The organism is Streptomyces sp. WAC 06738 (assembly GCF_003945505.1).
Lineage (GTDB): Bacteria > Actinomycetota > Actinomycetes > Streptomycetales > Streptomycetaceae > Streptomyces.
Genome location: NZ_CP029618.1, coordinates 508,262 through 533,847 on the forward strand (window position 1 = coordinate 508,262; position 25,586 = coordinate 533,847).

A 25,586-nucleotide genomic window follows, 5' to 3' on the forward strand; every position below is an offset into this window, starting at 1 on the left:
GGCCGCGCTACGGCAGCCGTCCGACGATGAAGGACGTCGCCGCCCGCGCGGGTGTCGGCCTCAAGACCGTCTCGCGGGTGGTGAACGGCGAGCCCGGCGTCACCCAGGAGACCGAGCGGCGGGTACGGGAGGCCATCGACGCGCTCGGCTTCCGCCGCAATGACAGCGCCCGCATCCTGCGCAAGGGCCGCACCGCCACCGTCGGGCTGGTCCTGGAGGACCTGGCCGACCCGTTCTACGCGCCCCTCAGCGGGGCCGTCGAGGAGGTCGCCCGCGCGCACGGCTCGCTGCTCATCCACGGCTCCAGCGGCGAGGACCCCGCGCGCGAGGAGGAACTGGTGCTCGCGCTCTGCGCGCGGCGCGTGGACGGTCTGGTGGTCGTGCCGGCGAGCACCGACCACCGCTATCTGGAGCCGGAGCTGGCCGCGGGCGTGGCCGCCGTCTTCGTCGACCGGCCGCCGGGGCGGATCAGCGCCGACACCGTGCTGTCCGACAACTACGGCGGCGCCCGCAGGGCGGTCGAGCACCTCGTCGGCCACGGGCACCGCCGGATCGGCTTCATCGGCGACCACCCGGGCATCCACACCGCCGCCGAACGGCTGCGCGGCTACCGGGCGGCGATGGCGGACGCCGGGCTGCCGGTCGCCGCGGGGTGGACGTCGCCGGGCAGCACGGAGCCGGCGCGGGTGGCTGCGGAGTGCGTACGGATGACCTCGGGGCCCGAGCCGGTGACGGCCCTCTTCACGGGCAACAACCGGGTCACCGTCACGGCCGTGCGGACGCTGACGGCCGGCGGCCGGACGGCGGCGCTGGTCGGCTTCGACGACTTCGAGTTGGCCGACCTGCTCTCCCCCGGGATCACCGTCGTCGCCCAGGACCCGGCGGAACTGGGCCGCCGCGCGGCGGCCCGGCTCTTCCAGCGCCTGGACGGCGCGGTGGGCGACCCGGACCGGCTGGTCCTGCCGACCCGCCTGATCACCCGCGGCTCGGGCGAACAGCCGCCGGTGCTCTGACGCTCGGGTGCGGTGCCCCGGGCCCGCTTTCGCGGGCTTCGCCGCGGCGGAGGCGCCGTTTCGGATACGGGCCGAGCCTCGGCATGGTGACCCGGAGGAAGTGGTGACGAGGGGGCTCCCCCTTCCCCTGCGGGTGTGTTCCGATCATCATGCGAAGTCCGTACGAGCACCGCCGCCACGCGCACAGAAAGGCCGGAACCCCCATGGCCTCCCGTGAGATCTCCTCCGCCCCCGCCACCGTCCTGCCCGCCGACGCGGACGCCGCCCTGCTGGTCGGCCGCCTGCTCGACCCCGCCGACGGCGGCCCGAGTCTGGTCACCGTGCGCGGCGGCCTTCTCGTCGACGTCACCGATCTCGGGCCGACCGTCTCGGATCTGCTGGAGCACCCCGACGCCGCCGCACGCGTCCGCGGGGCGGCCGGTGGGCGGAACTGGCCGCTGGGCGAGGTGCTGGCGGCCACCGCCGCCGGGGACGCGGGCCGGGCGCGGCTGCTGGCGCCGGTGGATCTGCAGGTGCTCAAGGCGGCCGGGGTGACGTTCGCGGACAGCATGATGGAGCGGGTCATCGAGGAGCGCGCGGGCGGTGTCGCCGCCGCGGCGGACGAGATCCGGGCGCGCATCGGCGCGCGCCTCGGTACCCGGCTGGAGACGGTACGGGCCGGCAGCCCGGAGGCCGTCGAGCTGCTGGCGTGGCTGCGGGAGCAGGGGCTGTGGTCGCAGTACCTGGAGGTGGGGCTCGGGCCGGACGCGGAGATCTTCACCAAGGGCCCGGTGCTGTCGGCGGTGGGGTACGGGGCGCGGATCGGCGTGGCCGAGGTCTCCCAATGGAACAACCCCGAGCCCGAGTTGGTCCTCGTCGTCACCTCCGACGGCCGCATCGCGGGCGTCACCCTCGGCAACGACGTGAACCTCCGCGACGTCGAGGGCCGCAGCGCCCTGCTGCTGCCCCAGGCGAAGGACAACAACGCCTCCACCGCCCTCGGCCCGTTCGTCCGCCTCACCGACGACGCCTTCACCGTCGACTCCGTACGCGACGCGACGATCGCCCTGTCGGTGCGGGGTGAGGACGGCTTCGTCCTGCGCGACTCGTCCGACATGGCGCGCATCAGCCGCCCACTGGAGACCCTGGTCGCCCAGGCCGTGAACCGCCGCCATCAATACCCGGACGGCGTCGTGCTGTTCACCGGCACGCTCTTCGCGCCCACCGCCGACCGCGGCGCCCCGGGCAGCGGCTTCACCCACCGCGAGGGCGACCTGGTGGAGATATCGACGCCTCTTCTCGGCGCCCTCCGCAACACCGTCACCACGAGCGAGCAGGCACCCCCGTGGGAGGCGGGCATCCGCGCCCTGTACGCCAACCTCGCCCACCGCGGCCTGCTGGGGACGGCGACGCCTTGACGCCGTACGCGGATACGCCTGGCCGCCGTGAAACGCCCTGACGCCTCAGGATGTCCCCCGACGGCGCCCCGGCATCCGGCATTTCCCCGTCTCCCCGCACGCCCGCCCCAGGGTAGGCCGCCCCGCTGACACGCACGCCTCGCCCACGGCGGGCCGGCCGGCCAGGCACCCGCCCCCGGCCGCGCCCCGCCCTCACCCCCGCGGCGGACGGCCCGCCAGCGCGTCGAGTTCCGTACGCCCCAGGCCCGTTCGGTCCGCGACCTCCGCCTCGTCCACCGCCCCGCAGTCCAGGCCCCGCAGGAGGAAGCCGCTCAGCGCCCGCGCCGTCGCGGGCTCGTCCAGTACCGCACCCGCACCCGCACCGGCCCCGCCACCGTCCCCCGCCCCGCCCAGACGCCCCGCGTACGCGGTCAGCCTGGCGCACGCCGCGTCCAGGCCCTCGCGGTAGAACGCGTACACCGCCGCGTACCGCGTCGGCAGGTGGCCCGGGTGCATGTCCCAGCCCTGGTAGTACGCGCGCGCCAACGACCGCCGCACCAGGCCGTAGTGCAGCCGCCAGGCCGCGTGCACCTGCGCCGTGCCGCCCACCGGCAGCACGTTCGTCGAGCCGTCGGAGAGCCGCACGCCCGTGCCCGCCGCGGCCGCCTGCATCACGGCCTTCGCGTGGTCCGCCACCGGGTGGTCCATCGACTGGTGCGCCGCGCTCACCCCGCACGCCGCGCTGTAGTCGAACGTGCCGTAGTGCAGCCCCGTCGCCCGCCCGCCCGCCGCGTCGATCATCCGCGCGACCGTGGCGCGGCCGTCCGCGCCGAGGATCGCCTGCGTCGTCTCGATCTGGATCTCGAAGCCGAGCCGCCCCGCCGCGAGCCCGTGCACCCGCTCGAACTCCCCCAGCAGCGCCGCCATCGCGCTCACCTGCTCCGGGTACGTGACCTTCGGCAGCGTCAGCACCAGCCCGTCCGGCAGCGCGCCGCCGCCCGCCCGCAGCAGCGCGGTGAGGAAGAGGTCGAGCGTGCGGATGCCGCGGTCGCGGACGGCGGCCTCCAGGCACTTGGCGCGGATGCCGGCGTACGGCGGGGCCCCGCCGCCGGCGGCGGCCTCCGCGATGAGCCGGGCGGCGGCCACCGCCGCGGCGTCCTCCTCGTCGTCGGGGCGCGGCCCGTAGCCGTCCTCGAAGTCGACGCGCAGGTCCTCGACCGGCTCGCGCGCGAGCTTGGCGCGCACCCGGTCGTAGACCTCGGCCGCCGCCCCCGCCGGCAGCCCGAGCGCGGCGGCCAGCACGCCGGCGTCCGGCGCGTGCGCGTCGAGGGTGTCGAGGGCCTGGCGGCCCCACTCCCGTACGGTACGGGCGCCGAAGGCGTCGGCGGGGACGTAGACGGTGTGCACGGGCTGGCGGGTGCCGGGGTCGCCGGGGTACCGGCGGGCGAGTTCGGCGTCGACGGGGGCGAGGGCGGCGGCGATCCGGGCCCGTACGGGGGCGCCGATCGACGTCGCGGCCGGGTCGTCCTGCGCCACCATGCACCCTCCCGGTGTTCAACAAAACGTTGAAGGCGAACGTATCCGGGCGTCCGCGAACCGTCAACGGACAGCGCTCACCCCCCGCGAGCCGCCGCCACGCCGCGCCGGGTCGCCACCCACAGCACGAACCCCAGCCCGCTGAACCCGGCGCCCAGCGCGCAGACGGCGCCCCATCCGGCCGCCGCGTAGAGCGAGGTCGCGGCGATGGCGCCGGTGGCGCTGCCGACCGAGTAGAAGACCATGTAGCCGCCGATGAGGCGGCTGCCGGCGTCGGGGCGGAGCGCGTAGATCAGGGTCTGGTTGGTGACGTGGACCGCCTGCACGGCGAGGTCGAGCAGGATCACCCCCGCGACCAGCGCCCACAGCGAGCTGCCCGTGAAGGCCAGCGGCAGCCACGAGACGGCGAGCAGCGCCAGGGCGGCGCCCGTGGTCCGCCCGGAGAGCCCGCGGTCGTTCAGGCGGCCCGCCGCGGACGCGGCCAGGGCGCCGACGACGCCGATCAGGCCCAGCATCCCGATGGCGCTGTGCGACAGGGAGTACGGCTCCTCGCTGAGCGGCAGCGCGACGCTGCTCCACAGGGTGCTGAACGCGGCGAAGACCAGGAGCCCGAAGAGCGCGCGGAGCCGCAGCAGCGGTTCCCGTACGAACAAGGTGACGGTGGAGCGCAGGAGTTGCCCGTAGCGCAGGGTCGCCGGCGGGGTGCCGCCGTGCCGCGGCAGCACGCGGTGCAGGACCAGGGCGAGCAGGGCGGTGAGCGAGGCGGAGGCGAGGTAGACGGAGCGCCAGCCCGCGAGATCGGCCAGGACGCCGGAGACGGTACGGGCGAGCAGGATGCCGACGACCACGCCGCCGGTGACCAGCCCGACGACCCGGCCGCGCGCGGCGGGCGGGGCCAGCGACGCGGCGAAGGCCACCAGGGTCTGCGTGACGACCGCGAGCAGCCCCATCGCGGCCATCCCCGCGAGGAGCACCGCCGCGGTGGGCGCGGCCGCCACCACGGTCAGGGCCACCACCAGGAGCAGGAGTTGGGCCACGACGAGCCGTCTGCGGTCGGCCATGTCGCCGAGCGGCACGAGGAGGAAGAGCCCGAGCCCGTATCCGACGTGCGTGAGGGTGACGATGCCGCCGACGAGCGCCGGGCTCATGGCGAGGTCGTCGCCCATGGCCACCAGGAGCGGCTGGGAGAAGTAGACGTTGGCCACCGCGGTACCGCAGGCGACGGCGAAGAGCATGACGACGCCCCGGGACAGGGCGGGTTTCTCCTCGCTGCGGGCCGCGACAGGACGGGTCGCGGCGTCGGCACTGCCGGGCATAGGCACTCCCTCGATCTGGTTTCATCTTGCTACCAGCGAGACGGTAGCCCGGCTTGGTAGCATGTTGCAACCGACTTCGAGAGGGGACAGCCATGGTGGCCAGGACGCGCTTCGACGACAGCGAATGCCCCGTCGCCCGCTCGGTGGACGCGATCGGCGACTGGTGGTCGCTGCTCATCGTGCGGGACGCCTTCGACGGCAGCAGGCGGTTCGGGGAGTTCCAGCGCAGCCTCGGGGTGGCGAAGAACATCCTCACCGCGCGGCTGCGCACCCTCGTCGACGGCGGCGTCCTCGCCTCCGTCCCCGCCTCGGACGGCAGCGCCTACCGCGAGTACGTGCTGACGCCGAAGGGCGAGGCGCTCTTCCCCGTCATCGTGGCGCTGCGGCAGTGGGGCGAGGAGAACGCCTTCGCGCCCGGCGAACCGCATTCGGAGCTGCTCGACCGGCGGGAGGGACGGCGCCTGCGCGGGCTGGAGGTGCTATCGGCGGACGGGCGGCGGCTGGGTCCCGGCGAGACCGAGGTACGCAAGGTCTCCACCGGGTGATCCGCGGGCGGGACCGTCCCCGGGACCTCAGGACCAGGCGCCCGCGAGCCAGGCGAGCCAGAGCGCGACCGGCACCGCGAACGTCAGCAGGCGCAGCGCGCCGTCCGCCGTCGCGGCGGCGGTGCGGTGCGGCGGCCAGGGCAGGGGGCGTACGTCGGGATCCGTGCCCGGCAGCGGGGTTCCGGCGGCCGCGGCGGCCGTCGCCGCCAGGGACGCGGCGGCGCGCCCGGCCGGAGTCAGCTCGTCCGGTACGTCACCGGGGGCGCCCGCGCCGTCCACACCACCCGAGCCGCCCGGGTCGTCACCCGGCGGCACCTCCGCGCCCAACTCCCCGGCCAGGTCCGCGAGGAGCGCCCGCTGCCGGGCGCCCGTGCCCCGGTCCGGCTTCCCGCCCGGCCGGTCCGCGCGGGACGCGCCGGGGGCGCCGGCCCGGAGCACGAACGCGGACGCCTCGTCGTACACGACGTACAGCGCACCGCCGTCCCGCCCGGGCCCCGCCGCGACCGCCGTCAGCAGCCCCGCGTCCCGGTCCGCCGCGCGCAGCAGCGCCGCCGCCCCGCGCAGCGCGGCCGCCGCCTCCGCCCCGCCCAGGACCCGGCCCCCGCCCGCGACCGTCGTACGCACCGCCGCCCCCGCCGCACCGCCCGGCACCACCAGCGACGCCGCACCCGGCCCGGCGACCACCCAACCGCCGCCCCGCGGCCGGAACCCGCGCCGCCGCAGCCAGTACCCCGCCACGCTCGCCGCACCCACGACGGCCGCCGCTCCGAGCAGCCACGGCACCGGCACGTCCCCGGTGATCCGCAGCAGCACCAGCAGGGCGTACGCCGCCGTGAACCGCGGCCAGGTGCCCGGCAGCCCGCCGTACGGCGGGCTCCACTCCCGTGCACCCCGCGGCAGCCAGGCGTACGGGCTCGTGCCACCGCTCCCGCTCATGCGCCGCATCCTCCCACGCGCCGCACACCCCCCACCACGGCACGACCGCGGTGCCTCCCGTCCGCGACGGCTCCGCGCACGCGGAAGGGCCCGCGGCACCGACCGCGGGCCCTTCCGAACGGCAGTGAGCACCGCGGGCGCGCCTCGCCGCGCCCGCCGCGCTCAGCCCTTGCGGGCCTTGACCTCCTCGGTGAGCTGCGGGACGACCGCGAAGAGGTCGCCGACGACGCCGTAGTCCACGAGGTCGAAGATCGGCGCCTCGTTGTCCTTGTTCACGGCCACGATCGTCTTCGACGTCTGCATGCCGGCCCGGTGCTGGATCGCGCCGGAGATGCCGGCCGCGATGTAGAGCTGCGGCGAGACGGTCTTGCCGGTCTGGCCGACCTGGTGCGAGTGCGGGTACCAGCCCGCGTCCACCGCCGCCCGGGAGGCGCCGACGGCCGCGCCGAGGGAGTCGGCCAGCTCCTCGATGATGCGGAAGTTCTCCGCGCCGTTGACGCCGCGGCCGCCGGAGACGACGATCGCCGCCTCGGTCAGGTCGGGACGGCCCGTCGACTCGCGCGGGGTCCGGCCCACCACCTTCGTGCCGGCCGCGGACTCGCCGAAGCCGAACGTCAACTGCTCCACGGCGCTCTCGACGGGGGCGGTCTCGGGCGCGGCGGAGTTGGGCTTGACGGTGATGACGGGGGTGCCGCGCGAGACGCGTGAGCGGGTGGTGAACGCCGCGGCGAACACGGCCTGCGTGGTGACCGGGCTGTCGTCACCGGCCTCGACGTCCACGGCGTCGGTGATGATGCCGGAGCCGATCCGCACCGCGAGCCGGGCGCCGATCTCCTTGCACTCCACCGACGACGGCAGCAGCACGGCGGCCGGCTGCACCGCGTCGTACGCGGCCTTCAGCGCGTCGACCTTCGGTACGACGAGGTAGTCGGCGAACTCGGCGGCGTCGGCCGTCAGCACGCGCACCGCGCCGTGCTCGGCGAGCACGGGCGCCGCGGCGTCGACGCCGGGGCCCAGGTGGACGGCGACCGGGTCGCCGATGCGGCGGGCGAGGGTCAGCAGCTCGAGCGTCGGCTTGCGCACGGCGCCGTCGACGTGGTCGACGTAGACGAGGACTTCAGTCATGGATCTCGTTCTCCTGCGATACGAGGGCGGAAGGCGGAACGGCGAAGGGGGTGCGGGGACTCAGATGAACTTCTGGCCCGCGAGGAACTCGGCGAGCTGCTTGCCGCCCTCGCCCTCGTCCTTGACGACCGTGCCGGCGGTACGCTCCGGGCGCTTCGTGGCGTCCTCGACCTTCGTCCAGGCGCCCGCCAGGCCGACGTCCCCGGCGTCGATGCCCAGATCGTCCAGGTCCAGGGTCTCCACCGGCTTCTTCTTCGCCGCCATGATGCCCTTGAACGACGGGTAACGGGCCTCGCCCGACTGGTCGGTCACGGACACGACGGCCGGCAGCGCCGCCTCCAACTGCTCGCTCGCGGCGTCGCCGTCGCGGCGGCCGGTCACCTTGCCGTCGGCGACGGCGACGGCGGAGAGCTGGGTCACCTGGGGCACGCCCAGGCGCTCGGCGAGGATCGCGGGCAGCACGCCCATGGTGCCGTCGGTGGAGGCCATGCCGCAGACGACGAGGTCGTAGCCGACGTGCTCGACGGCCTTGGCCAGAACGAGCGAGGTGCCCATGACGTCGGTGCCGTGCAGCTCGTCGTCCTCGACGTGCACGGCCTTGTCGGCGCCCATGGACAGGCCCTTGCGCAGCGCGTCGCGCGCGTCCTCGGGGCCCACGGTCAGCACCGTGATCTCCGCGTCGTCGGCTGCCTCGGAGATCTGCAGGGCCTGTTCGACCGCGTACTCGTCCAGCTCCGACAGCAGGCCGTCGACGGCCTCGCGGTCGGTGGTCAGGTCATCGGAGAAGTGCCGGTCGCCGGTGGCGTCGGGCACGTACTTCACACAGACAACGATCCTCAAGCTCACGCCGGCTCTCCTACCGCTTCGTATCGAGACACTGCCGTGCTGGCAGCATAGGCGCCATCGACGGCTGCCACCGGGCGGATCCGGTGGTCGCCGTCCAGTTTATTACTCGCCAGTAAACCCGTGCGGGCGCCCTTCGCTCAAGGTCGCCCGGCTGTGACATTTCCTACCCGTTCCGCCCGCCCCTGCTCCCCCGTGATCGCCGCACCCAGCGCGGCGATGACGTCGGCCTTGCGCGGCAGGCCCGCCGCGCGGCGCACCACCCGGCCGTCCGCGTCCAGCACGAGCACCGTCGGCGTCCGCGTCACCTCCAGCCTGCGGACGAGCCCGAGATGGCTCTCGGCGTCCACGTCCGCGTACGCCACGCCCGCGACCATTCCCGCCACGTCCGCGAGGATGCGCCGCGTGGCCGCGCAGGGGCGGCAGAAGGCGCTGGAGAACTGCACGAGCGTGGCCCGCTCCCCCAGCTCCCGCACGTCGAGGTCCGCCGCCGTCAGCCGCTCCACCGGCTGCTCGGCGCCTGCCCGTTCCGCCGCCGCCCGTTCCGTCGTGCCGTCCGCCATGCATTCCAGCATGCAGCACCGCCGCGGGGTCAATGACAAGATCCCGTCACGCCGAAGGGGTGGGTCTGGCGCGGGGCGCACACGTCGTGCACGATCGGGGTGTACGCACCTACGCACGCGTAACTTCCGCCGGGAGCTCCTGACCCTCCGGGCCGGAGAAGGGACCAGCCCGGCATGGCAGACCTCGTCTACCCGCCCGTCGTCGGCATCTGCAAGACCGCCTTCAAGGCGATGGACCTGCGGATCGACCTGAAGGGCCAGGAGCACGTGCCGCGCCGCGGCGGCGCCGTCCTGGTGAGCAACCACATCAGTTACCTGGACTTCGTCTTCTGCGGCTACGCGGCCCGGCCCGCGAAGCGCTTCGTGCGCTTCATGACCAAGGAGTCGGTCTTCCGCCACCGCGTCTCGGGACCGCTGCTGCGCGCGATGAAGCACATCCCGGTCGACCGAGCGCAGGGCGGGCAGGCGTTCGCACACGCGCTACGGGCGCTGCGCTCCGGCGAGGTCGTCGGCGTCTTCCCCGAGGCGACGATCTCGCAGTCGTTCACGCTGAAGTCGTTCAAGTCGGGCGCCGCGCGGCTGGCGCAGCAGGCGGGAGTGCCGCTGCTGCCGATGGCGGTGTGGGGGACGCAGCGGATCTGGACCAAGGGCCGGTCGCGCGACTTCGGGCGGAACCACCTGCCGATCACGCTGCGCCTGGGCGCGCCGGTGCCGACCGGGGACGGGGTGGCGGACGCGCCTGCCGAGGGGGCGCACGAGGACGCGGAGAAGCTGACGGAGCGGCTCAAGGGCCGGATCCAGGAGCTGCTGGAGGCGGCGCAGCACGCGTACCCGGACCGCCCGCGGGAGCCGGGGGACGACTGGTGGCAGCCGGCGCACCTGGGCGGCAGCGCGCCGGTGCCGGGGGTCTGAGCGGCGGGGCCTCGACCCGGCCCCGGCCTGCCGTACCCTCACCCTCGATCCCGACGTCAGGTCGAGGGTGAGGTTCAGGGTGGCGGCGGGCCTCAGGCCGGGTCGCGGATCTCGATCTCGGCGCCGGGCGAACTCTTCTGCAGCGCCTCGGCCAGCTCCTCCGCCGCGGCGGTCAGCTCACCGTACGTCATCGGCTCCTGCCGCTCCAGCAGGAAGAGCGCGTTCGTGGAGTCCTCGGTGAGCCGGGTGCGCACGCCCTGGCGCCAGTTCCAGCGGCGGCAGGTGACGCCCGTGCCGTCGCGCCAGACGACCTCGCCGGGGTCGGGGTGCTCCTCGTCGAAGCGCTCCTCGCCGGTGGCGCGGATGAGGTGCATGTCGCCGTCGATGTGGTCGGTGTCCTCGCCGCCGACGGGGACGAGATGGGCGACGCTGACGGCGTTGTAGATGTCCACCAGCCGGTTGATGCGCGGCAGGCCGGCGTCGCCGAGGGCGCGGCGGGCGAGCGCCTCGGCGGAGTTGCGGAACTTGGACGGCTTGGCGCCGAAGGCGGCGTACGCGGCCCGCCACGCCTGCATGTGCGGGTCCTGCTGCGGCGGGGTGCCGCCGAGGCGTGCGGCGAGTTGGCGGGCGGCGTCGTCGAGGAGCGCGGCGCCGGCGGCGTCGCTGGGGCCGCCGACGAGGCCGCGGGCGACGACGGCGACGTGGGCGAAACCGGGGGCGAGGGCGCGTACGTCGTCGGCGACGTGGGTGCGGAGGGTCATGCGGTCCTTCTGCGGGTCGGCGCGGGCTGGGGGTCGGTGGGCCGCGGTGGTGCCGGGGCGTACGCACGGTACGGGAGGCGGGCCCGCGGGGGCGCGGCGGGCGGCGGCTTTGTCAGTGGGGCGGCCTACCCTTGGGCGGGTGTGAGGGGTTGTGTGGGGGTTTGCAGATTGATGGCGCGGGGTCACAGGGCGGTGGGGAGGATGCGGTCCAGGTGGCGGCGGTCCGTGGCCGCGCGGAGCGCTTCGAGCGTAGCCGGATGGGGCGTCGCGCGGACCAGCGGGTCATCGCGCTCGCCCGCGGACGGGTCGGGGACGAAGGCCAGTTGCTCGCGGTCGAGGCGGAACTGCGCGTCCACGCCCGGCTTGTTGCCGCGGGGGTCCTGGCGGATCCAGTCGCGTCCGGGCAGCCGGAGCGCGACCAGGCCGTGCAGCACGCCGAGGTGCTGGTAGCAGAAGCCGGCCGGTATGCCCTGGGCGCGCAGCAGGGCGACGAGGGCGTGGGCCTTGGCGTAGCAGATCCCGGTACGGGCCTTCAGCACGTCCGAGGCGCGGCAGGTGACGCGGAGGTCCCCGGCGTCGTTGGAGTGCGGGATCGTGTCCCGTATGAACTCGTAGGCCCCCTTGGCGTACGCCTCCGGCGCCTCCGCGACCTCGCGCAGCCGGTACGCGGTCCCGGCCACGAGCGGGTGTTCGTGGTCGACGACCGCGTCGGCGGCGAGGTACGCGGACAGGTCGGGCCGCTCCTGCTGGAGTTCCATGCAGGGGAGCGTATAGGCATGCGGCGGTTACGTCCTCCGCATTTCCTCCGCGATCGCGGCGACGAAGGTGTCGACGTCCTCCTCCGTGGTGTCGAAGGAGCACATCCAGCGCACCACGCCGTCCGCCTCGTCCCAGAAGTAGAAGCGGAAGTCCTTCTGCAGCGCCAGCGACACGTCGTGCGGCAGCCGGGCGAAGACGCCGTTGGCCTGCACGGGGTGCAGCACCTCGACGCCGTCGATGCCGCGGACGCCGTCGGCGAGGCGGGCGGCCATCGCGTTGGCGTGGCGGGCGTTGCGCAGCCACAGGTCCTTGGCGAGCAGGGCCTCGAACTGGGCGGAGACGAAGCGCATCTTGGACGCGAGCTGCATCGAGAGCTTGCGCAGGTGCTTCATCGCGCGTACGGCGCCGGGGTCGAGCACGACGACGGCCTCGCCGAGGAGCATGCCGTTCTTCGTGCCGCCGAAGGAGAGGATGTCGACGCCGGCGACGTTGGTGAACGCGCGCATCGGCACGTCCAGGCTCGCCGCCGCGTTGGCTATCCGGGCGCCGTCCAGGTGGACGCGCATGCCGCGGCGGTGCGCGTGGTCGCAGACGGCGCGGATCTCGTCGGGGGTGTAGACCGTCCCGTACTCGGTGGCCTGGGTGATCGAGACGACCTGCGGCATGGCGCGGTGCTCGTCGTCCCAGCCGCGCGCCTCGCGGTCGATCAGCTCGGGGGTGAGCTTGCCGTCCGGCGTCGGTACGGTGAGCAGCTTCAGCCCGCCGACGCGCTCGGGGGCGCCGCACTCGTCGACGTGGATGTGCGCGGTGTCCGCGCAGATCACCGCGCCCCAGCGGTCGGTGACGGCCTGGAGCGCGACGACGTTGGCGCCGGTGCCGTTGAAGACCGGGTAGACGTCGGCGTCCATGCCGAAGTGGCCGCGGAAGACGTGCTGCAGGTGGGCGGTGTAGTCGTCCTCGCCGTAGCTGACCTGGTGGCCGCCGTTGGCGAGGGCGAGCGCGGCGAGGATCTCCGGGTGCGCGCCGGCGTAGTTGTCGCTGGCGAAGCCGCGCGCCGCCGGGTCGTGGCGGCGCTTGGCGTCGGTGCGCGGAGCCTGTCCCGCGGCTCCCGTGGTCGTCGTGGTCATGGCTGGGCGGTGAGCCACAGGCGGGTCCCGTTCAGTTCTTGCGCGGGCCGGTCCCAGACCTCCGCGATGCTGTCGGCAAGGTCGTCCACGTCGGTGAAGCCGGCGAACTTGGCGTTCGGCTTGGCTTTCCGCATCGCGTCGTTCACCAGCGCCTTGACCACCAGGATGACGGCCGCCCCGGCGGGCCCGTCCAGCCCTTCGGCCTCCCCGGCCTTGCGGAAGCCGTCGGCCATGGCCAGCGTCCACGCCTCGGCGCCGGCCTTGGCGGCGGCGTACGCGGCGTTGCCCGCGGTGGGCTGGCTGGCGCCGGCGGCGCTGACGAGGACGTAGCGGCCGCGGTCGCTGCGGCGCAGCGGCTCGTCGAAGGCGAGTGACGTGTGCTGCACGGTGCGCAGGAGCAGGTCGTGCAGGACGGTCCAGTCGGCGAGGTCGGTGGTGGCGAAGGAGCGCGAGCCGCGCCAGCCGCCGACGAGGTGGACCAGGCCGTCGACGCGGCCGTAGTCCTTCTCGAGGCGCTCGGCCCACGCGTGGGCGGCGTGCAGGTCGAGCAGGTCGATGGTGTCGCCGGTGATCTGCGCCGAGTCGCCGCCTGCGGCCCGTGCCGCGTTGACGGACTCGGCCAGCCGCTCGGCGTCCGCGTCGCAGCCGACGAGGACGGCGCCGGCCCTGGCGAGCCGGCAGAGCGCCGCCCTGCCCGCGGGCCCGCCCGCTCCCGCCACGGCCACGACGGCGCCCTTCAGCGGGCCGCTCTTTCCGTTCCTGCCGTTTGCCCCGGGGCTCATGACGATCTCCTCCTCCGCTGCCCTGCCGACCGCGGGGTCCGTCACGCGGCGTCCGCCAGTTCCGCGGTCTCGGCCGTGATGCCCCGCGTCGACTCGATCACCTTGCGCAGCTTCTTGGCAAGGGCCTCATAGAACATGCTGAGGGGAAACTCGTCGGGCAGCACGTCGTCCACGAGTTTCCGCGGCGGCTTCGTCAGGTCGAGGGCGTCGGGACCCTTGGCCCAGGTGGAGCCGGGGTGCGGGGCCAGGTAGGTGGACACCAGGTCGTACGCCTTGAACCAGTGGACCAGCTTCGGGCGGTCGATGCCCTCGCGGTACAGCGTCTCGATCTCGTTGCGCAGCCGTCCCGTGACCTCGCGGGCCAGGTCCCAGTCGACGGACAGCCGGTTGTCGGTCCAGCGCAGCGCGTCGTGCTTGTGCAGGTACGCGAAGAGGAGCTGACCGCCGAGGCCGTCGTAGTTGCGGTTGCGCTCGCCGGTGACGGGGAAGCGGAACAGCCGGTCCATGAGCACCGTGTACTGCACGTCGCGGCCCTGCGGGAAGCCGTCGGCGGCGAGCTTGCCGGCCTCGTGGAAGGCGGTGAGGTCGCAGCGCAGCTCCTCTATGCCGTACATCCAGAACGGCTGCCGCTGCTTGATCATGAAGGGGTCGAACGGCAGGTCGCCGTGGCTGTGCGTGCGGTCGTGGACCATGTCCCAGAGCACGAACGTCTGCTGCGCGCGGTCCTGGTCGGTGAGGAGGCCGCGGGCCTCCTCGGGCAGCTCCAGCCCCGTGGCCTCGACGGCGGCGGCGCTGACGCGGCGGAAGCGGGCCGCCTCGCGGTCGCAGAAGATGGCGCCCCAGGTGAAGCGCGGGGGGACCTCGCGCATGGCGATGGTCTCGGGGAAGAGCACGGCGGAGTTCGTGTCGTACCCGGCGGTGAAGTCCTCGAAGGTGATGCCGAGGAACATGGGGTTGTCGTAGCGGGTGCGCTCCAGCTCGGCGAGCCAGCCGGGCCAGACGACGCGGATGACGACGGCCTCGATGTTGCGGTCCGGGTTGCCGTTCTGGGTGTACATGGGGAAGACCACGAGGTGCTGCAGCCCGTCGGCGCGGTGCTCCGCGGGGTGGAAGGCGAGCACCGAGTCCAGGAAGTCGGGTACGCCGAACCCGCCGGCGGCCCAGCGGCGCAGGTCGGCGACGACGGCGTCGTGGTACGCGGCGTCGTGCGGCACCAGCGGGGACAGCTCCCGTACCGCGGCGGCGGCGCGCTCGACCGCGTCCTCGACGGCGGGACGCGCCGGGGCGCCCTCGGCCTCGAAGTCGATCGAACCGTCCTTGGCCTGCCAGGGGCGGATCTCCTCGACGGCCGCCTTGAGCCGCGCCCAGGCGGGGTGCTCGACTACGCGCGGTCCGCCCGCGGCGGACAGAACATCACCTTCCGCGGTTGCAGAAGCAAGAATTTCCGTCATGGACCACTCCTACGTCAAGAACTTCCTGTTTCCCCACCGTATCCCGGCACCAGGACCTCCCTCAAGCGGGCCCCCGGGAAACCTTGCGCAGACCACGGGCACGGAACGTAAATCTTCCGGCGAACAGAGGTTTAACCCCTGGCCCTTCCCGTCCCCCATGCCTTATGGGTACCGGAGCGGCAGCTCGGGGCGGCCCGCCCACGACCGGGCGACCCCGCCCACGACCCGCCGTGCCGACCCCCGCACGACCGGTGTCGATCTCCCCGAATTGGCCTAGGCTTTGCGCCAGTCTGTGACGGACCGCCGACGGAGGGCGAGAGCGCAGTGTCATTTCTGACCATCGGTCACCGCGGGTTGATGGGCGTCGAGCCGGAGAACACGATCCGCTCCTTCGTCCGCGCGGATCGCGAGGGCATGGACGCCATCGAGCTCGACGTGCACCTGAGCAAGGACGGCCACCTGGTCGTCATGCACGACCCCGACGTGGACCGCACGACGGACGGCGAGGGCCCCATCGCCGACTTCACGCTCGCCGAACTGCGCGAGCTGGACGCCGGCCAGGGCGAGCGCGTACCGACCTTCGACGAGGTGGTCGAGGCGGTGAAGGGCCGGCTCCAGGTCGAGATCAAGGACGTCGCCGCGGCGAAGGCCCTCGCCGGCGCGATGACCGCGCACGACCTCGTCGGCCGCGTCGAGGTGCTCTCGTTCCACGACGAGGCGCTGGCCGAGATGCGGCAGCTCCTGCCCGACGTGCCGCGGGTGCTGGTCGCCAGCCACTACGGGGTCGGGGTGGTCGACCGCGCCCGCGAGGTCGGCGCGGTCATGCTGTCGCTGAACATCCGCCGGCTCACGCTGGAGCTGGCCGACCGCGCGCACGACGCCGGGCTGCAGGTCATCGCCTGGACGGTCAACACCCCCGAGGAGCTGAAGCTCGCCCGCGGCCTGCGGCTGCAGGGCGTCGTGACGGACTTCCCCGGGATGAAGCACTCGGTGCGCTTCACGGCCTGAGCCGCGGCGCGCTCCCCCTGCGCCCGCCCCTTGCGCCTGTGCGCTCGCGTGCGGGCGCGGTCGCGAGGGCAGCCTTCCGTCAAAGCGCCCTGCGGCCCCGGGCCGGCACCCCCGGCCCCCCGCAGTCGTGCCGCGGGGCCGCCGCCGTCGTCGTCCGAGGGGGCCCGGGTGCACGGACCGCCGCTCGCCGGCCTGCTGCTGACCGCGCTGTGCGCGGGCGTCGCCGGGCTGTGTCTGCTACGGATGCGGGCCGTCGCCGCCGAGGAGCGGCGTGGCGCCGCGGGGGACGCGCTCATGGGTCTGGGGATGGCGGCGATGGCGCTGCCCGCGGGGCTGCCGGGGCCCGCGGCCTGGACGGCGGGTGCCTTCGCGACGGTCTTCGGGGCCGCGTTCGTACGGGCCGTGCTGCCGCTGCGTGCCGCGGGGCACCACCTGCACCACGCGATCGGCGCGCTGGCGATGGTGTACATGGCGGTGGCCATGGGCGCGGCGGACCACGGCGGGCACGGCGCCGCCGCCGGGCTGCCGGCCGTCACCGCCGGACTGCTGGCGTACTACGTGCTGTATGTGCTGTACGGGGGGCTGAGGCCGGTCGCCGCGGGAGCAGGGGGTCCGCGGGGGCCGGTCCCGGCCGGGGCCGGGGCCGGCGGGGGGTGGGCCGGGCGGCCCGAGCTGGCCGGTGCGTGCCGGGTCTGCATGGGGGCGGGCATGGTCGCGATGCTCCTCGCCCTCTGACTCCCCGGTGTCGTCCGTCACTTCACGGGCACACACGTACCGGCCGGCGCCCCGGCTCCGTACGCTGATCACATGGTGATCCCGCTCACGCTGCTCGCCTTCGCCGTCCTCGTCGCCGCGGTCGCGCCCCGGCTGCTGACCCGCGCCGCGTGGGCGGATCGCGAGCCGGTGCTCGCGCTCTGGGTGTGGCAGTGCGTCGTGGCCGCCGTGCTGCTCTGCTGCGGACTGGCCATGTCGCTGAGCGCCGCCGTGGCCTGGGCGCAGGTGCACAGCGGGGTCTTCGCCCCGGCGCCCGCAGCGGTGCGGGACGCGTACGGCGACGCCACCGGCGCCACCTGGGCCGCGGTGCTCGCCGTGGGGCTGGCGGCGGGCGGGCTGTGGACGGCCGTGATGTTCGTACGCGAGGTCCGTACCGCACGGGTGCAGCGCCGCCGGCGCCGCGAGGAACTGCGCCGCCGGGCGCCGCTGCTGCCCGGCGAGGACACCGGCGCCGAGCGGCTGGTGGTGCTGGAGGGCGAGCGCCCGGACGCCTGGTGGCTGCCCGGCGGGCAGGCCGCCCAGCTCATCATCACCACGGCCGCGCTGCGCCGGCTGAAGAAGCGCCAGCTCGACGCGGTGCTCGCGCACGAGCAGGGGCACAGCCGGGCCCGCCACCACTGGCTCCAGCACTGCGCGGGCGCGCTCGCGGGCGTCCCGAGCTTCCCGGTCTTCCGGGCCTTCCGCGATGAGGTGCACCGGCTCTGCGAGCTGGCCGCCGACGACGTCGCCTCGCGCCGCTTCGGGCGGATGACGTTCGCCACCGCGCTGGTCGAACTGAACGAGGAACGCGGCGTGTTCGGCCCCGGGCCCGGCCACGGCCACCACGCCCATCTCCCGCAGCGCGTCGACCGGCTGCTCGCGGCGGCACCGCGGTTCACCCCGGCCCGCCGGCTGCGGCTGACCGTCGCCGCGCTGGCGGCGCCCGCCGTACCACTGCTGGTCGCTTTCGGCCCCGGCCTCAGCGCGCTCGCGTAGGGTCGGCGGCGTGACAGCCGCCGTGCCTCGCCACACCTCCCCCGTCCTGCGCCTCACCGCCGCCGTCCTCACGCTGCTGAGCGTCCTGCTCACGGTGCTGGTGGCCGCCACCTGGCAGCCGCTGATGGACGCCGACCGCAGCGCCGCCGACCGCCTGCACTCCGCCGCCCTGACCCACTCCGGCTGGACGAAGGCGAACCGGATCATGACCGACTGGGTCTGGGACCCCGCGACCATGCGGCTGCTGATGCTGGCCGTGATCTTCTGGCTGCTGTGGCGCGGCGCGCGGCTGCTGCCGCTGTGGCTGGCCGGCGCGGTCGCGGTGGGCTGGGTGCTGCAGTACGCCCTGAAGGCGGGGGTCGGCCGGGACCGGCCGGCGTGGGCCCACCCGGTGGACTCCGCCTCGCACGCCGCCTTCCCCTCGGGACACGCGATGACCGTCGCGCTCGTCAGCGGCCTGCTGCTGTGGGTGCTGAGCCGCGTGCCCGGCGTGCCGGCCGGCCTGCGGTACGCCGCGTGGACGGCGGCGGCCGTGTCGGTGGCGGGCGTGTGCTTCACCCGGGTGTGGCTCGGGGTGCACTGGATGAGCGACGTGATCGGCGGCGCCCTGATGGGCGCGGCCATCGCGGCGATCGCGGCGGTGGCGTACGGCGCGGTGGAACGGTCCCCGCGCGCCGAGCGGTCGGAGGTGCGCGGATGAGCCCGAAGGCCGTGCTCTTCGACTTCTCCGGGACGCTCTTCCGCATCGAGCCCCCGGCGCGCTGGCTGCGCGCGACGCTCGACGCCTCGGGGGTGACCGCCGACGACGCCGCGGTCGCGCGGTACGCGGCCGCGCTGGAGCGGGCGGGGGCGCTGCCGGGCGGCAGTTTCCCCGAGCGCGTACCGGAGTCGCTGGCGGAGCTGTGGCGGACCCGGGACCGGAGCGCTGAGCGGCACCGGGCCGCGTACACGGGCCTGGCCCGGCTGGTCCCGCTGCCGTGGCCCGAAGGGATCTACGAGGCGCTGTACGAGCGGCACATGGCGCCGGCGGCGTGGGACCCGTACCCCGACGCGGCGGCCGTGCTGCGCGGGCTGCGGGAGCGCCGGGTGCGGGTGGGAGTGGTGAGCAACATCGGCTGGGACCTGCGGCCGGTGTTCCGCGCGCACGGACTCGACGCGTACGTGGACGCGTACACGCTCTCCTACGAGCACGGGGTGCAGAAGCCGGACGCACGGCTGTTCCGGGTGGCGTGCGAGGCGGTCGGGCGGGCGCCGGAGGACGTGCTGATGGTCGGCGACGACCGCCGCGCCGACGGCGGCGCCACGGCACTGGGGTGCGGCTACTTCCCGGTGGACCACCTGCCCGCCGCCGAACGCCCGGACGGACTGAGGCCGGTGCTGGGGCTCGCCGGCTGAGGGCGCATACGGCCGCCGCCCGCGCGGGGGTTCAGCTTCCGGCGGCCGGCATCTCGGCGGCCGGATGGATGGCCAGCTTGAACTGCGCGTGGATGATGCGCGCGCTCCGGGAGCCGTTGTGGCGGACGAGGAACGCCAGCGGGGTGCGCGGCCGGACGAAGATCTCGTGGTGCTTGTGGCGGTACTCGCCGCCGGGCGTGCCGGCGTGGTCCTCGGTCGCGGTGGCGTCGTAGCCGCCGGCCAGGCCGAGAGGGTCGCGGACGAACCGGTCCCGGACCTCGGTGTAGTCGCCCTTCTCCCAGTACACCATCGCGGTCAGCGACCCCCAGCCCTCCCGGCTCGGCCAGATCAGGCCGGAGCGGCGGTCCGGGTACGAGGACCGCTTGCCGTCCGGCTGGGCCGCCTGGTGCATGCCGTGGGCGTCGAACGACTCGCGGGCGCCGTAGGGGAAGCGGACGATGTGGTACTCGCCGTCGGCGGGTATGACCTGCGGTTCGTCGACGATGAGCGAGCAGATGTAGACAGCCATGCGACTCCCGTTCGGGGTGGGGAAGTGCACGGAACAGTGGACTCCGTACGCCCTCCTGTCAAGGAGCGGTGCCGGGGTCCGCGAGGGTGACGGGGATGCGGGAGCGGACGTAGTCGCGGGCCAGGGTGGCGCGGCGCAGCCGCCAGAGCGGGGCGGTGCGGGCCGGGTGTTCCGCGTAGCGGCGGTCGCGGATGTCGTCGACCAGGGCGGCCGGGGCGCCGGTGGCGGCGAGGACGTCGAGGGCCTCGCCCTTGGTGATCAGACGGCCCTCGCGCAGGGTGACGCCGGCCCGGGCGACGGTGACCGGGCCGAGGTCGACCCACACGTCGCGCAGCCACCGCCGCCGCGAGGCGGTGGCGGGCAGCCAGTACTCCGCAAGGTCCTTGCGGATGAACGCCGTCAACTCCGCGTCCGGCAGCGGCGGGAGCAGTTCGGAAGGACCGGGACCGTGCAGCACCAGCGCGCCGGTGTGCAGCTCGCGCCTGGTGACCGGGGTGACGGGGCGGCTGAACAACTCGGCGTGGGCCCAGGTGAGGTGATCGAGGCCGGCCCCGGCGAGGCGGTCCAGGGCCATGTACGAGCAGTGCAGCTTGGCGGCGAGGGGCACCTCGCGGTGGAGCCTGCGGTGCAGCGCCTCCAGCCGCCCGCGGGCGGCGGGGTCGGCGCCGACGTCATGGTGGACGACGGCGATGAGGTCGAGGTCGCTGCGGTACGGGCGGTAGTCCCCGAGGGCGAGCGAGCCGTGGGCCCAGAGCGCCTCCAGCGGCACGGCGGCGCGCAGGGCGGCGAGGAAGCGGTCGAGGAGCGGCCCGGCGGCGTCGCGCGGGGCCATGTCAGGCGGCCAGCAGCTCGTCGAGGCCGGTGCGGGCCAGCTCCTCCAGCTCGTCGAGCGCGGCGCGGGCGCGGGCGGCGGTGCCGGGGTCGCGCTCGGGCAGGCCGCTGGCGACGAACTCGTCCTCGTCGAGCCGGAGAAGTGTCTGCCGGTCGCCGGAGAGCCAGAGGTCGAGCTCCAGGTCGTGCACCGTGACCCGGTCCTCCTCGACGCGGGCGGGCCTGGCCACGTCGCAGTACCAGCCCTTGATGCGGCCGTCGGCGGCCCGGATCTCCTTCACCGAATACCAGCGATCGCGCCAGAAGTGCTCGGTCCACACGTCGCCCTGCTCGAACCGCACGTACCCCGCGTCGCGCTCCTTCGGGCCGGCCCAGGGGGCCCGCACCACCGCGTGGTTGCCGTCGTCGCGGACGACCACCGCGGGGTAGCTCAGGCCCGGCCTGAGCTGCTTGATCAGCGTGACCTCGACCTCGCGGCCCGGTGTCAGCATGCCCTTCCTCCCGTACGCGTCCCCCGGGCACGGTACCTGGGCGGGCCGGCCGGCCGCGGCAATTGGTGAGGCCCCGCGACGGGGGAGCGCGGGGCCTCACACCGTCAAACGGCCGGCGGAGGCTCCGGGTTCCCGGCGGAACGAGAAATTTCCGCGCCGAGGCATGGTGGGCTCAGGCGATCCCCCGCATCGCCCGAGCCCACCACTCCTCCCGGCACCGGGCGTGCTCGCCTCAGTACCGGAAGCCTTGCCGAGTATACTGGCTCTCAGCCAGTGAAGGCAGGAGTTACAGGATGTCCCCCCGCAGGCCCGCAGTCAATGAAGAACTCCGACGCCGTTCCCGGGAGCGTCTGCTGCAAGCCACGGTGGAGCTGGTCGACGAACGGGGCTTCGAGGGCACGACCTTGGGAGACATCGCGGAACGCGCGGGTTCCGCGCGCGGTCTGGTCTCGTACTACTTTCCCGGCAAACGCCAGTTGGTGCAGTCGGCCGTCCACCGGCTGATGCATCTTACGCTCGGGGCCGCCCTGGAGCGCCCGTCCCACACGGAGGACGGGCAGGAGCGGATGGCCCGGGCCATCGACGCGATCCTGGGCCTCTCGCAGGACCACCCCGTGCTCATGCGCCACCACATGGCGGGCATTCTGCAGGCGGACGGCTTCATCCAGTGTGCGGAGCAGCAGCGGCTCGCGGTCCTCCTCCGCGACACCGTGGCGTGCTGGGGCTCGCCCCACCCGGACACCGAGTACCCGATGCTGCGCGCCCAGCTCATGGGCGCGGTCTTCGCGCTGCTGCTGCCGGGGGTGCCGATGCCGCTCGACCGGCTGCGCGGCGAGCTGTTCCGGCGCTACGGGCTGGACTGGCACCTCGGCGTCCCGCCGGAGGGCGTGGAGCCCTTCGACGGGACGCCGGTGCGGGCCGCGCACCGGCGGTAGCCGCGGGAAGCGGCCACCGCCGGGTACGCGGACCGGATGGAACACGGACCGGAGCCGGCCGGCGACGTGCCGGTCAGCGGTGCCCGCGGATCAGCGGTAGTCCGGCTGCGTCTGCGTGTTCAGCTCGGGCAGCCGCACCCAGCGCGCGCTGTCCGTGCGCCGGTCGTTGATCTTCAGGACGTCCAGGCCCTTGGCGATGTCGTTGGAGTAGACATAGCCGTTGTAGTAGTACGCGGACCAGGAACCGCCGGTGACCAGGGAGGTGTCCGAGAGCGGGCCGCGCTCGAAGTACCCGATCTCCTTGGGGTTGCGGGAGTCGGTGAAGTCCCACACGGAGACGCCGCCCTGGTACCAGGCCTGCACCATGATGTCGCGGCCGCCGGCCACCGGGACCAGCGAGCCGTTGTGCGCGACGCAGTTCTCGGTGTCCGCCTGGTGCCGCGGGATCTTGTAGTAGCTGCGGAAGATGAGTTCGGACTTCGTGCCGCGCTGCTTGAGGTCGTAGATCCCGTTCGCGCCCTGCTTCGGGCCGATCTCCTCGTTGCAGGTCGCGGCGCCGCCGCCGCCCAGCTCGTCGGTGAAGACGACCTTCTGGCCGTCCTTGCTGAACGTCGCCGAGTGCCAGAACGCGAAGTTCTCGTAGTCACTCACCTGATCGATGACTTCCGGCGCCGCCGGGTCGGAGATGTCCATCAGGATGCCGTCGCCCATGCAGGCGCCGGCCGCGAGGTCGAGCTTGGGGAAGGCGGTGATGTCGTGGCAGCCGGTGGTGGCCGACTTGCCGGGGCTGCCCGGGTTGCCGCCGTCGGGGAAGAGCACCGGGAAGTCGATGACCTCCGAGCGCTCCGGAGCGGACCGCGGCACCTTGACTATGGAGATGCCGTCGTGCGGCGGCTGGCAGTCGGGGAAGGTGGCGCTGGGCGAGTACGAGGAGACGTAGATGTAGACGTTCTTGCGCTCGGGCACCAGCGTGTGCGTGTGCGAGCCGCAGGCGGTCTCGACGGCGGCGACGTACTCGGGGTTGCGCTTGTCGCTGATGTCGAAGACCTTCATGCCCTCCCAGGAGTCCTTCTCCGTGGCGGGCTGGGTGGTGCTGTTGCAGGAGTCGTCGCTGCGCGACGAGTCGGTGGACAGGAACAGCAGGTCGCCGGAGACCGACACGTCGTTCTGCGAGCCGGGGCAGAGCACCTCGCTGACGACCTCGGGGCTCTTCGGATCGGCGATGTCGTAGATGACGAAGCCGTCGTAGTTGCCCGCGAAGGCGTAACGGCCCTGGAAGGCGATGTCCGAGTTGGTGCCCTGCAGGGCACCCTTGTCGAGGTGGGCGACGTGCTCGATGTTGTCGCTCTTGTCGATCTCGTCCACGCCCGGCACGTCACCGCGCTCGATGGCTTCCTGCGCCTGCGAACGTTCACTGCTGCTGAGCTTCTTCGGGGCGTTCGGCCCATCGCCCGGACCCGGCACCGCGGCCGCGGTGCCGGCGGTCAGCAGCGACCCCACGAGCCCGATCAGGGCCGCGGCCGCGGCCAGACCTCTGCGCCGCGTACGTGATCTGTGCAACGACGTCACGTGATTCCCTCCCAGTGGTGCCTCTTCGGCAGTTGAAATCAAGGCAGTATCTCGCCAAGCATGTACATCACAACAGACGGAAACACAGTTGTAATGCAAACTTTTGGTCCTGTCGGCACCTGCTCGTGCTAGACCTACCTGGCAACTCGCCGGAACCACCTGTACGGAGGTCACCTTGCGGCACCCTCGCGCGCTCGCCTCAGTCGTTCCGCTCACCGCCGCCCTGCTGCTTGCCGGCTGCACCGGTGGCGGCTCGTCCGACGACGCCGGGGACGGCGGCAAGGCGTCCGTCATCGCGCCCGGGAAGCCGGGCGAAGAGGCAAGCAAGATCCCCGCGGACCAGGTCGAGGAGGCGCGCGGCGACGACCGGCCCAACGCGGCGGACACCACGTACATGCGCGACATGATCGAGCATCACGGACAGGCGATCGTGATGACCGGCCTCGCCGAGAAGCGCGCGGGCGCCGAGGGCGTGCGCGGGATCGCCGAGCGGATCGCCGCCGGGCAGCAGCCGGAGATCGCGGTGATGGAGGCGTGGCTGGAGGAGAACCCGGGCGGCGGCGGGGAGGAAGGCCACGACGGCGGGCACGCGGGCGGGCACGAAGGGATGCCCGGGATGGCGAGCGAGGCGGACCTCGACCGGCTGCGGGCGGCGCGCGGCGAGGAGTTCGACGCGCTGTTCCTCAAGCTGATGATCGCCCACCACGAGGGCGCGGTGGAGATGGCCGAGGAGGTGCTCGGCAAGGGCAACAACGAGTACGTCGAGCAGTTGGCGACCGGCGTGATCGCGCAGCAGCTCAGCGAGATCGGCCGGATGGAGAAGCTGGCGTAGCTCCCCGGCCTGCGGTTCCGCGCGTCCCGGGGGCGTTGTCAGTGGCCGGGTGCAGACTGACCCGTAGTCGACGACGAGGTCGCACGGTCGCACGGAGGTGGACCCTATGCAGGACGTGGTGCTGGCGGTCGGAACGCGCAAGGGGCTGTTCCTGGGACGGCGCCGGGGCGGCGCGTGGGAGCTGGACGGACCGCACTTCAAGGCCCAGGCGATCTATTCGGTGGGCATCGACACCCGCGGCGCGGCACCCCGGGTGCTCGCCGGGGGCGACAGCAGCCACTGGGGCCCGTCGGTCTTCCACTCCGACGACCTCGGTGCGACGTGGGAGGAGCCCGGACGGCAGCCGGTGAAGTACCCGAAGGACACCGGCACTTCGCTGGAGCGGGTCTGGCAGTTGCAGCCCGCGGGGGCCGAGGCCCCCGGTGTGGTGTACGCGGGCACGGAGCCCGGCGGCCTCTTCCGGTCCGAGGACGGCGGCGAGACGTTCGAGCTGATGCGGTCGCTGTGGGACCACCCGACGCGGGAGAAGTGGGAGCCGGGCGGCGGCGGGCTCGCCGTGCACACGGTGGTCACCGATCCGCGGGACGCCCGGTCCGTGACGGTCGCCGTCTCCGCCGGCGGGGTGTACCGCACGGTGGACGGCGGGGCGAGCTGGGCCCCGTCGAACTCCGGCGTGCAGGTCGTCTTCCAGCCGGAGAGGTTCCCGGAGTTCGGCCAGTGCGTGCACAAGGTCGCGCGGGACGCCGTCGACCCGGACCGGCTCTACCTGCAGAACCACTGGGGTGTCTACCGCAGCGACGACGCCGGGGCCACCTGGACCGACATCGGCGCGGGACTGCCGTCGGACTTCGGCTTCGCCGTCGCCGCGCACCCCTCGCGCGGGGACACCGCATACCTCTTCCCCATCACCGCCGACGCCGACCGGGTGCCCGCCGGGAACCGCTGCCGGGTCTACCGCACGTCGGACGCCGGGGCGACCTGGGAGCCGCTGTCGGCGGGGCTGCCGGCGGAGGACCACTACGGCACGGTGCTCCGGGACGCGCTGTGCACCGACGACGCCGACCCCGCGGGGGTGTACTTCGGCAACCGCAACGGGGAGGTCTTCGCCAGCGCCGACGAAGGGGAGAGCTGGACGCAGCTCGCCGCGCACCTGCCGGACGTGCTGTGCGTACGGGCGGCGGCTGTCTGAGACGTGGCGGGTG

27 protein-coding genes are annotated in these 25,586 nt (G+C 73.9%); 12 read left to right on the plus strand and 15 right to left on the minus strand.

Annotated features, from left to right (window positions below):
- The first annotated feature begins 26 nt into the window (after window positions 1–26).
- Together DMB38_RS01955 and DMB38_RS01960 are read left to right on the plus strand one after the other, a co-directional pair.
- Window positions 27–1,013 (plus strand): LacI family DNA-binding transcriptional regulator, encoded by a 987-nt coding sequence (locus DMB38_RS01955; RefSeq protein WP_164716177.1) that lies wholly within the window; start codon window positions 27–29, stop codon window positions 1,011–1,013.
- Between the two features lie 203 nt (window positions 1,014–1,216).
- The gene (locus DMB38_RS01960; RefSeq protein ID WP_125933672.1) at window positions 1,217–2,410 is read left to right on the plus strand and encodes a fumarylacetoacetate hydrolase family protein; all 1,194 of its coding nucleotides are present in this window, start codon (window positions 1,217–1,219) and stop codon (window positions 2,408–2,410) included.
- 192 nt (window positions 2,411–2,602) lie between these two features.
- On the opposite strand, the gene DMB38_RS01965 is transcribed toward DMB38_RS01960, so the two are convergent.
- Window positions 2,603–3,928 (minus strand): aldolase/citrate lyase family protein, encoded by a 1,326-nt coding sequence (locus DMB38_RS01965; protein ID WP_125933673.1) that lies wholly within the window; start codon window positions 3,926–3,928, stop codon window positions 2,603–2,605.
- A gap of 74 nt (window positions 3,929–4,002) precedes the next feature.
- On the minus strand, window positions 4,003–5,241 hold the full coding sequence (locus DMB38_RS01970) for an MFS transporter (protein WP_206337618.1): 1,239 nt from the start codon (window positions 5,239–5,241) through the stop codon (window positions 4,003–4,005).
- 92 nt (window positions 5,242–5,333) lie between these two features.
- On the opposite strand from DMB38_RS01970, the gene DMB38_RS01975 reads away from it, so the two are divergent.
- Window positions 5,334–5,786, plus strand: coding sequence for a helix-turn-helix domain-containing protein (locus tag DMB38_RS01975; RefSeq protein WP_047014506.1), 453 nt, complete (start codon window positions 5,334–5,336; stop codon window positions 5,784–5,786).
- A gap of 27 nt (window positions 5,787–5,813) precedes the next feature.
- On the opposite strand, the gene DMB38_RS01980 is transcribed toward DMB38_RS01975, so the two are convergent.
- From DMB38_RS01980 to DMB38_RS01995, 4 genes are all read right to left on the minus strand, one after another.
- On the minus strand, window positions 5,814–6,722 hold the full coding sequence (locus DMB38_RS01980; protein ID WP_125933674.1) for a hypothetical protein: 909 nt from the start codon (window positions 6,720–6,722) through the stop codon (window positions 5,814–5,816).
- 162 nt (window positions 6,723–6,884) lie between these two features.
- Complete coding sequence (locus DMB38_RS01985) at window positions 6,885–7,847, minus strand: electron transfer flavoprotein subunit alpha/FixB family protein (protein ID WP_125933675.1); 963 nt, start codon at window positions 7,845–7,847, stop codon at window positions 6,885–6,887.
- A gap of 60 nt (window positions 7,848–7,907) precedes the next feature.
- Window positions 7,908–8,693, minus strand: coding sequence for an electron transfer flavoprotein subunit beta/FixA family protein (locus tag DMB38_RS01990; protein WP_047014509.1), 786 nt, complete (start codon window positions 8,691–8,693; stop codon window positions 7,908–7,910).
- Window positions 8,694–8,830: 137 nt separating this feature from the next.
- A complete protein-coding gene (locus DMB38_RS01995) occupies window positions 8,831–9,253 on the minus strand; it encodes a thioredoxin family protein (RefSeq protein ID WP_125933676.1) in 423 nt (140 codons plus the stop codon).
- Between the two features lie 174 nt (window positions 9,254–9,427).
- Between DMB38_RS01995 and DMB38_RS02000 the strand changes: the two genes are divergently transcribed.
- Window positions 9,428–10,165 carry a lysophospholipid acyltransferase family protein gene (locus DMB38_RS02000; RefSeq protein ID WP_125933677.1) on the plus strand — a complete coding sequence of 246 codons (738 nt, stop codon included), beginning with the start codon at window positions 9,428–9,430 and terminating at the stop codon, window positions 10,163–10,165.
- Between the two features lie 92 nt (window positions 10,166–10,257).
- On the opposite strand, the gene DMB38_RS02005 is transcribed toward DMB38_RS02000, so the two are convergent.
- The 5 genes from DMB38_RS02005 to DMB38_RS02025 form a co-directional block, all read right to left on the minus strand.
- Entirely contained in the window at window positions 10,258–10,926 is a 669-nt protein-coding gene (locus DMB38_RS02005) for a phenylalanine--tRNA ligase beta subunit-related protein (RefSeq protein WP_125933678.1), read from the minus strand.
- A 182-nt stretch (window positions 10,927–11,108) separates the two neighbouring features.
- Window positions 11,109–11,684: a transglutaminase family protein gene (locus DMB38_RS02010; protein ID WP_125933679.1), complete on the minus strand. Its 576-nt coding sequence runs from the start codon at window positions 11,682–11,684 to the stop codon at window positions 11,109–11,111.
- Between the two features lie 27 nt (window positions 11,685–11,711).
- The gene (locus DMB38_RS02015; protein ID WP_125933680.1) at window positions 11,712–12,812 is read right to left on the minus strand and encodes a low specificity L-threonine aldolase; all 1,101 of its coding nucleotides are present in this window, start codon (window positions 12,810–12,812) and stop codon (window positions 11,712–11,714) included.
- Window positions 12,809–13,594, minus strand: coding sequence for an SDR family NAD(P)-dependent oxidoreductase (locus DMB38_RS02020; RefSeq protein ID WP_164715912.1), 786 nt, complete (start codon window positions 13,592–13,594; stop codon window positions 12,809–12,811). Before DMB38_RS02020 ends, DMB38_RS02015 begins: the two co-directional genes overlap by 4 nt.
- A gap of 41 nt (window positions 13,595–13,635) precedes the next feature.
- Window positions 13,636–15,045, minus strand: coding sequence for a DUF6421 family protein (locus DMB38_RS02025; RefSeq protein ID WP_125933682.1), 1,410 nt, complete (start codon window positions 15,043–15,045; stop codon window positions 13,636–13,638).
- A 324-nt stretch (window positions 15,046–15,369) separates the two neighbouring features.
- On the opposite strand from DMB38_RS02025, the gene DMB38_RS02030 reads away from it, so the two are divergent.
- The 5 genes from DMB38_RS02030 (at window position 15,370) to DMB38_RS02050 (ending at window position 19,197) form a co-directional block, all read left to right on the plus strand.
- Window positions 15,370–16,053, plus strand: coding sequence for a glycerophosphodiester phosphodiesterase family protein (locus DMB38_RS02030; RefSeq protein WP_125933683.1), 684 nt, complete (start codon window positions 15,370–15,372; stop codon window positions 16,051–16,053).
- Between the two features lie 168 nt (window positions 16,054–16,221).
- Window positions 16,222–16,788 (plus strand): DUF5134 domain-containing protein, encoded by a 567-nt coding sequence (locus DMB38_RS02035; protein ID WP_125933684.1) that lies wholly within the window; start codon window positions 16,222–16,224, stop codon window positions 16,786–16,788.
- 72 nt (window positions 16,789–16,860) lie between these two features.
- Window positions 16,861–17,802 carry a M56 family metallopeptidase gene (locus DMB38_RS02040; protein WP_125933685.1) on the plus strand — a complete coding sequence of 314 codons (942 nt, stop codon included), beginning with the start codon at window positions 16,861–16,863 and terminating at the stop codon, window positions 17,800–17,802.
- Between the two features lie 10 nt (window positions 17,803–17,812).
- Window positions 17,813–18,502: a phosphatase PAP2 family protein gene (locus DMB38_RS02045; protein WP_125933686.1), complete on the plus strand. Its 690-nt coding sequence runs from the start codon at window positions 17,813–17,815 to the stop codon at window positions 18,500–18,502.
- On the plus strand, window positions 18,499–19,197 hold the full coding sequence (locus DMB38_RS02050) for an HAD family hydrolase (RefSeq protein WP_125933687.1): 699 nt from the start codon (window positions 18,499–18,501) through the stop codon (window positions 19,195–19,197). The genes DMB38_RS02045 and DMB38_RS02050 overlap by 4 nt, the downstream gene beginning before the upstream one ends.
- A gap of 31 nt (window positions 19,198–19,228) precedes the next feature.
- Here DMB38_RS02050 and DMB38_RS02055 read toward each other — a convergent pair whose 3' ends face one another.
- From DMB38_RS02055 to DMB38_RS02065, 3 genes are read right to left on the minus strand one after another with little or no spacing between them, the layout of a single operon-like run.
- Window positions 19,229–19,726 (minus strand): hypothetical protein, encoded by a 498-nt coding sequence (locus DMB38_RS02055; RefSeq protein WP_125933688.1) that lies wholly within the window; start codon window positions 19,724–19,726, stop codon window positions 19,229–19,231.
- A gap of 58 nt (window positions 19,727–19,784) precedes the next feature.
- Complete coding sequence (locus tag DMB38_RS02060; protein ID WP_125933689.1) at window positions 19,785–20,558, minus strand: nucleotidyltransferase domain-containing protein; 774 nt, start codon at window positions 20,556–20,558, stop codon at window positions 19,785–19,787.
- 1 nt (window position 20,559) lies between these two features.
- Window positions 20,560–21,048, minus strand: coding sequence for a DUF402 domain-containing protein (locus tag DMB38_RS02065; RefSeq protein ID WP_125933690.1), 489 nt, complete (start codon window positions 21,046–21,048; stop codon window positions 20,560–20,562).
- 293 nt (window positions 21,049–21,341) lie between these two features.
- On the opposite strand from DMB38_RS02065, the gene DMB38_RS02070 reads away from it, so the two are divergent.
- On the plus strand, window positions 21,342–21,983 hold the full coding sequence (locus DMB38_RS02070; protein WP_125933691.1) for a TetR/AcrR family transcriptional regulator: 642 nt from the start codon (window positions 21,342–21,344) through the stop codon (window positions 21,981–21,983).
- Window positions 21,984–22,073: 90 nt separating this feature from the next.
- Here DMB38_RS02070 and DMB38_RS02075 read toward each other — a convergent pair whose 3' ends face one another.
- A complete protein-coding gene (locus DMB38_RS02075) occupies window positions 22,074–23,543 on the minus strand; it encodes a hypothetical protein (protein ID WP_164716179.1) in 1,470 nt (489 codons plus the stop codon).
- 184 nt (window positions 23,544–23,727) lie between these two features.
- Here DMB38_RS02075 and DMB38_RS02080 point away from each other — a divergent pair, with 184 nt between their 5' ends.
- Together DMB38_RS02080 and DMB38_RS02085 are read left to right on the plus strand one after the other, a co-directional pair.
- The gene (locus DMB38_RS02080; protein ID WP_125933692.1) at window positions 23,728–24,384 is read left to right on the plus strand and encodes a DUF305 domain-containing protein; all 657 of its coding nucleotides are present in this window, start codon (window positions 23,728–23,730) and stop codon (window positions 24,382–24,384) included.
- A gap of 106 nt (window positions 24,385–24,490) precedes the next feature.
- Window positions 24,491–25,573: an exo-alpha-sialidase gene (locus DMB38_RS02085; RefSeq protein WP_125933693.1), complete on the plus strand. Its 1,083-nt coding sequence runs from the start codon at window positions 24,491–24,493 to the stop codon at window positions 25,571–25,573.
- The last annotated feature ends 13 nt before the right edge of the window (window positions 25,574–25,586 follow it).

What these genes read in the sequence shown, in the direction of transcription:
- DMB38_RS01955 (WP_164716177.1), top strand. Translation starts at nt 27, where the DNA reads ATGAAGGACGTCGCCGCCCGCGCGGGTGTCGGCCTCAAGACCGTCTCG.
- DMB38_RS01960 (WP_125933672.1), top strand. Translation starts at nt 1,217, where the DNA reads ATGGCCTCCCGTGAGATCTCCTCCGCCCCCGCCACCGTCCTGCCCGCC.
- DMB38_RS01965 (WP_125933673.1), bottom strand. Translation starts at nt 3,928, where the DNA reads ATGGTGGCGCAGGACGACCCGGCCGCGACGTCGATCGGCGCCCCCGTA.
- DMB38_RS01970 (WP_206337618.1), bottom strand. Translation starts at nt 5,241, where the DNA reads ATGCCCGGCAGTGCCGACGCCGCGACCCGTCCTGTCGCGGCCCGCAGC.
- DMB38_RS01975 (WP_047014506.1), top strand. Translation starts at nt 5,334, where the DNA reads ATGGTGGCCAGGACGCGCTTCGACGACAGCGAATGCCCCGTCGCCCGC.
- DMB38_RS01980 (WP_125933674.1), bottom strand. Translation starts at nt 6,722, where the DNA reads ATGAGCGGGAGCGGTGGCACGAGCCCGTACGCCTGGCTGCCGCGGGGT.
- DMB38_RS01985 (WP_125933675.1), bottom strand. Translation starts at nt 7,847, where the DNA reads ATGACTGAAGTCCTCGTCTACGTCGACCACGTCGACGGCGCCGTGCGC.
- DMB38_RS01995 (WP_125933676.1), bottom strand. Translation starts at nt 9,253, where the DNA reads ATGGCGGACGGCACGACGGAACGGGCGGCGGCGGAACGGGCAGGCGCC.
- DMB38_RS02000 (WP_125933677.1), top strand. Translation starts at nt 9,428, where the DNA reads ATGGCAGACCTCGTCTACCCGCCCGTCGTCGGCATCTGCAAGACCGCC.
- DMB38_RS02005 (WP_125933678.1), bottom strand. Translation starts at nt 10,926, where the DNA reads ATGACCCTCCGCACCCACGTCGCCGACGACGTACGCGCCCTCGCCCCC.
- DMB38_RS02010 (WP_125933679.1), bottom strand. Translation starts at nt 11,684, where the DNA reads ATGGAACTCCAGCAGGAGCGGCCCGACCTGTCCGCGTACCTCGCCGCC.
- DMB38_RS02015 (WP_125933680.1), bottom strand. Translation starts at nt 12,812, where the DNA reads ATGACCACGACGACCACGGGAGCCGCGGGACAGGCTCCGCGCACCGAC.
- DMB38_RS02020 (WP_164715912.1), bottom strand. Translation starts at nt 13,594, where the DNA reads ATGAGCCCCGGGGCAAACGGCAGGAACGGAAAGAGCGGCCCGCTGAAG.
- DMB38_RS02025 (WP_125933682.1), bottom strand. Translation starts at nt 15,045, where the DNA reads ATGACGGAAATTCTTGCTTCTGCAACCGCGGAAGGTGATGTTCTGTCC.
- DMB38_RS02040 (WP_125933685.1), top strand. Translation starts at nt 16,861, where the DNA reads ATGGTGATCCCGCTCACGCTGCTCGCCTTCGCCGTCCTCGTCGCCGCG.
- DMB38_RS02050 (WP_125933687.1), top strand. Translation starts at nt 18,499, where the DNA reads ATGAGCCCGAAGGCCGTGCTCTTCGACTTCTCCGGGACGCTCTTCCGC.
- DMB38_RS02055 (WP_125933688.1), bottom strand. Translation starts at nt 19,726, where the DNA reads ATGGCTGTCTACATCTGCTCGCTCATCGTCGACGAACCGCAGGTCATA.
- DMB38_RS02060 (WP_125933689.1), bottom strand. Translation starts at nt 20,558, where the DNA reads ATGGCCCCGCGCGACGCCGCCGGGCCGCTCCTCGACCGCTTCCTCGCC.
- DMB38_RS02065 (WP_125933690.1), bottom strand. Translation starts at nt 21,048, where the DNA reads ATGCTGACACCGGGCCGCGAGGTCGAGGTCACGCTGATCAAGCAGCTC.
- DMB38_RS02070 (WP_125933691.1), top strand. Translation starts at nt 21,342, where the DNA reads ATGTCCCCCCGCAGGCCCGCAGTCAATGAAGAACTCCGACGCCGTTCC.
- DMB38_RS02085 (WP_125933693.1), top strand. Translation starts at nt 24,491, where the DNA reads ATGCAGGACGTGGTGCTGGCGGTCGGAACGCGCAAGGGGCTGTTCCTG.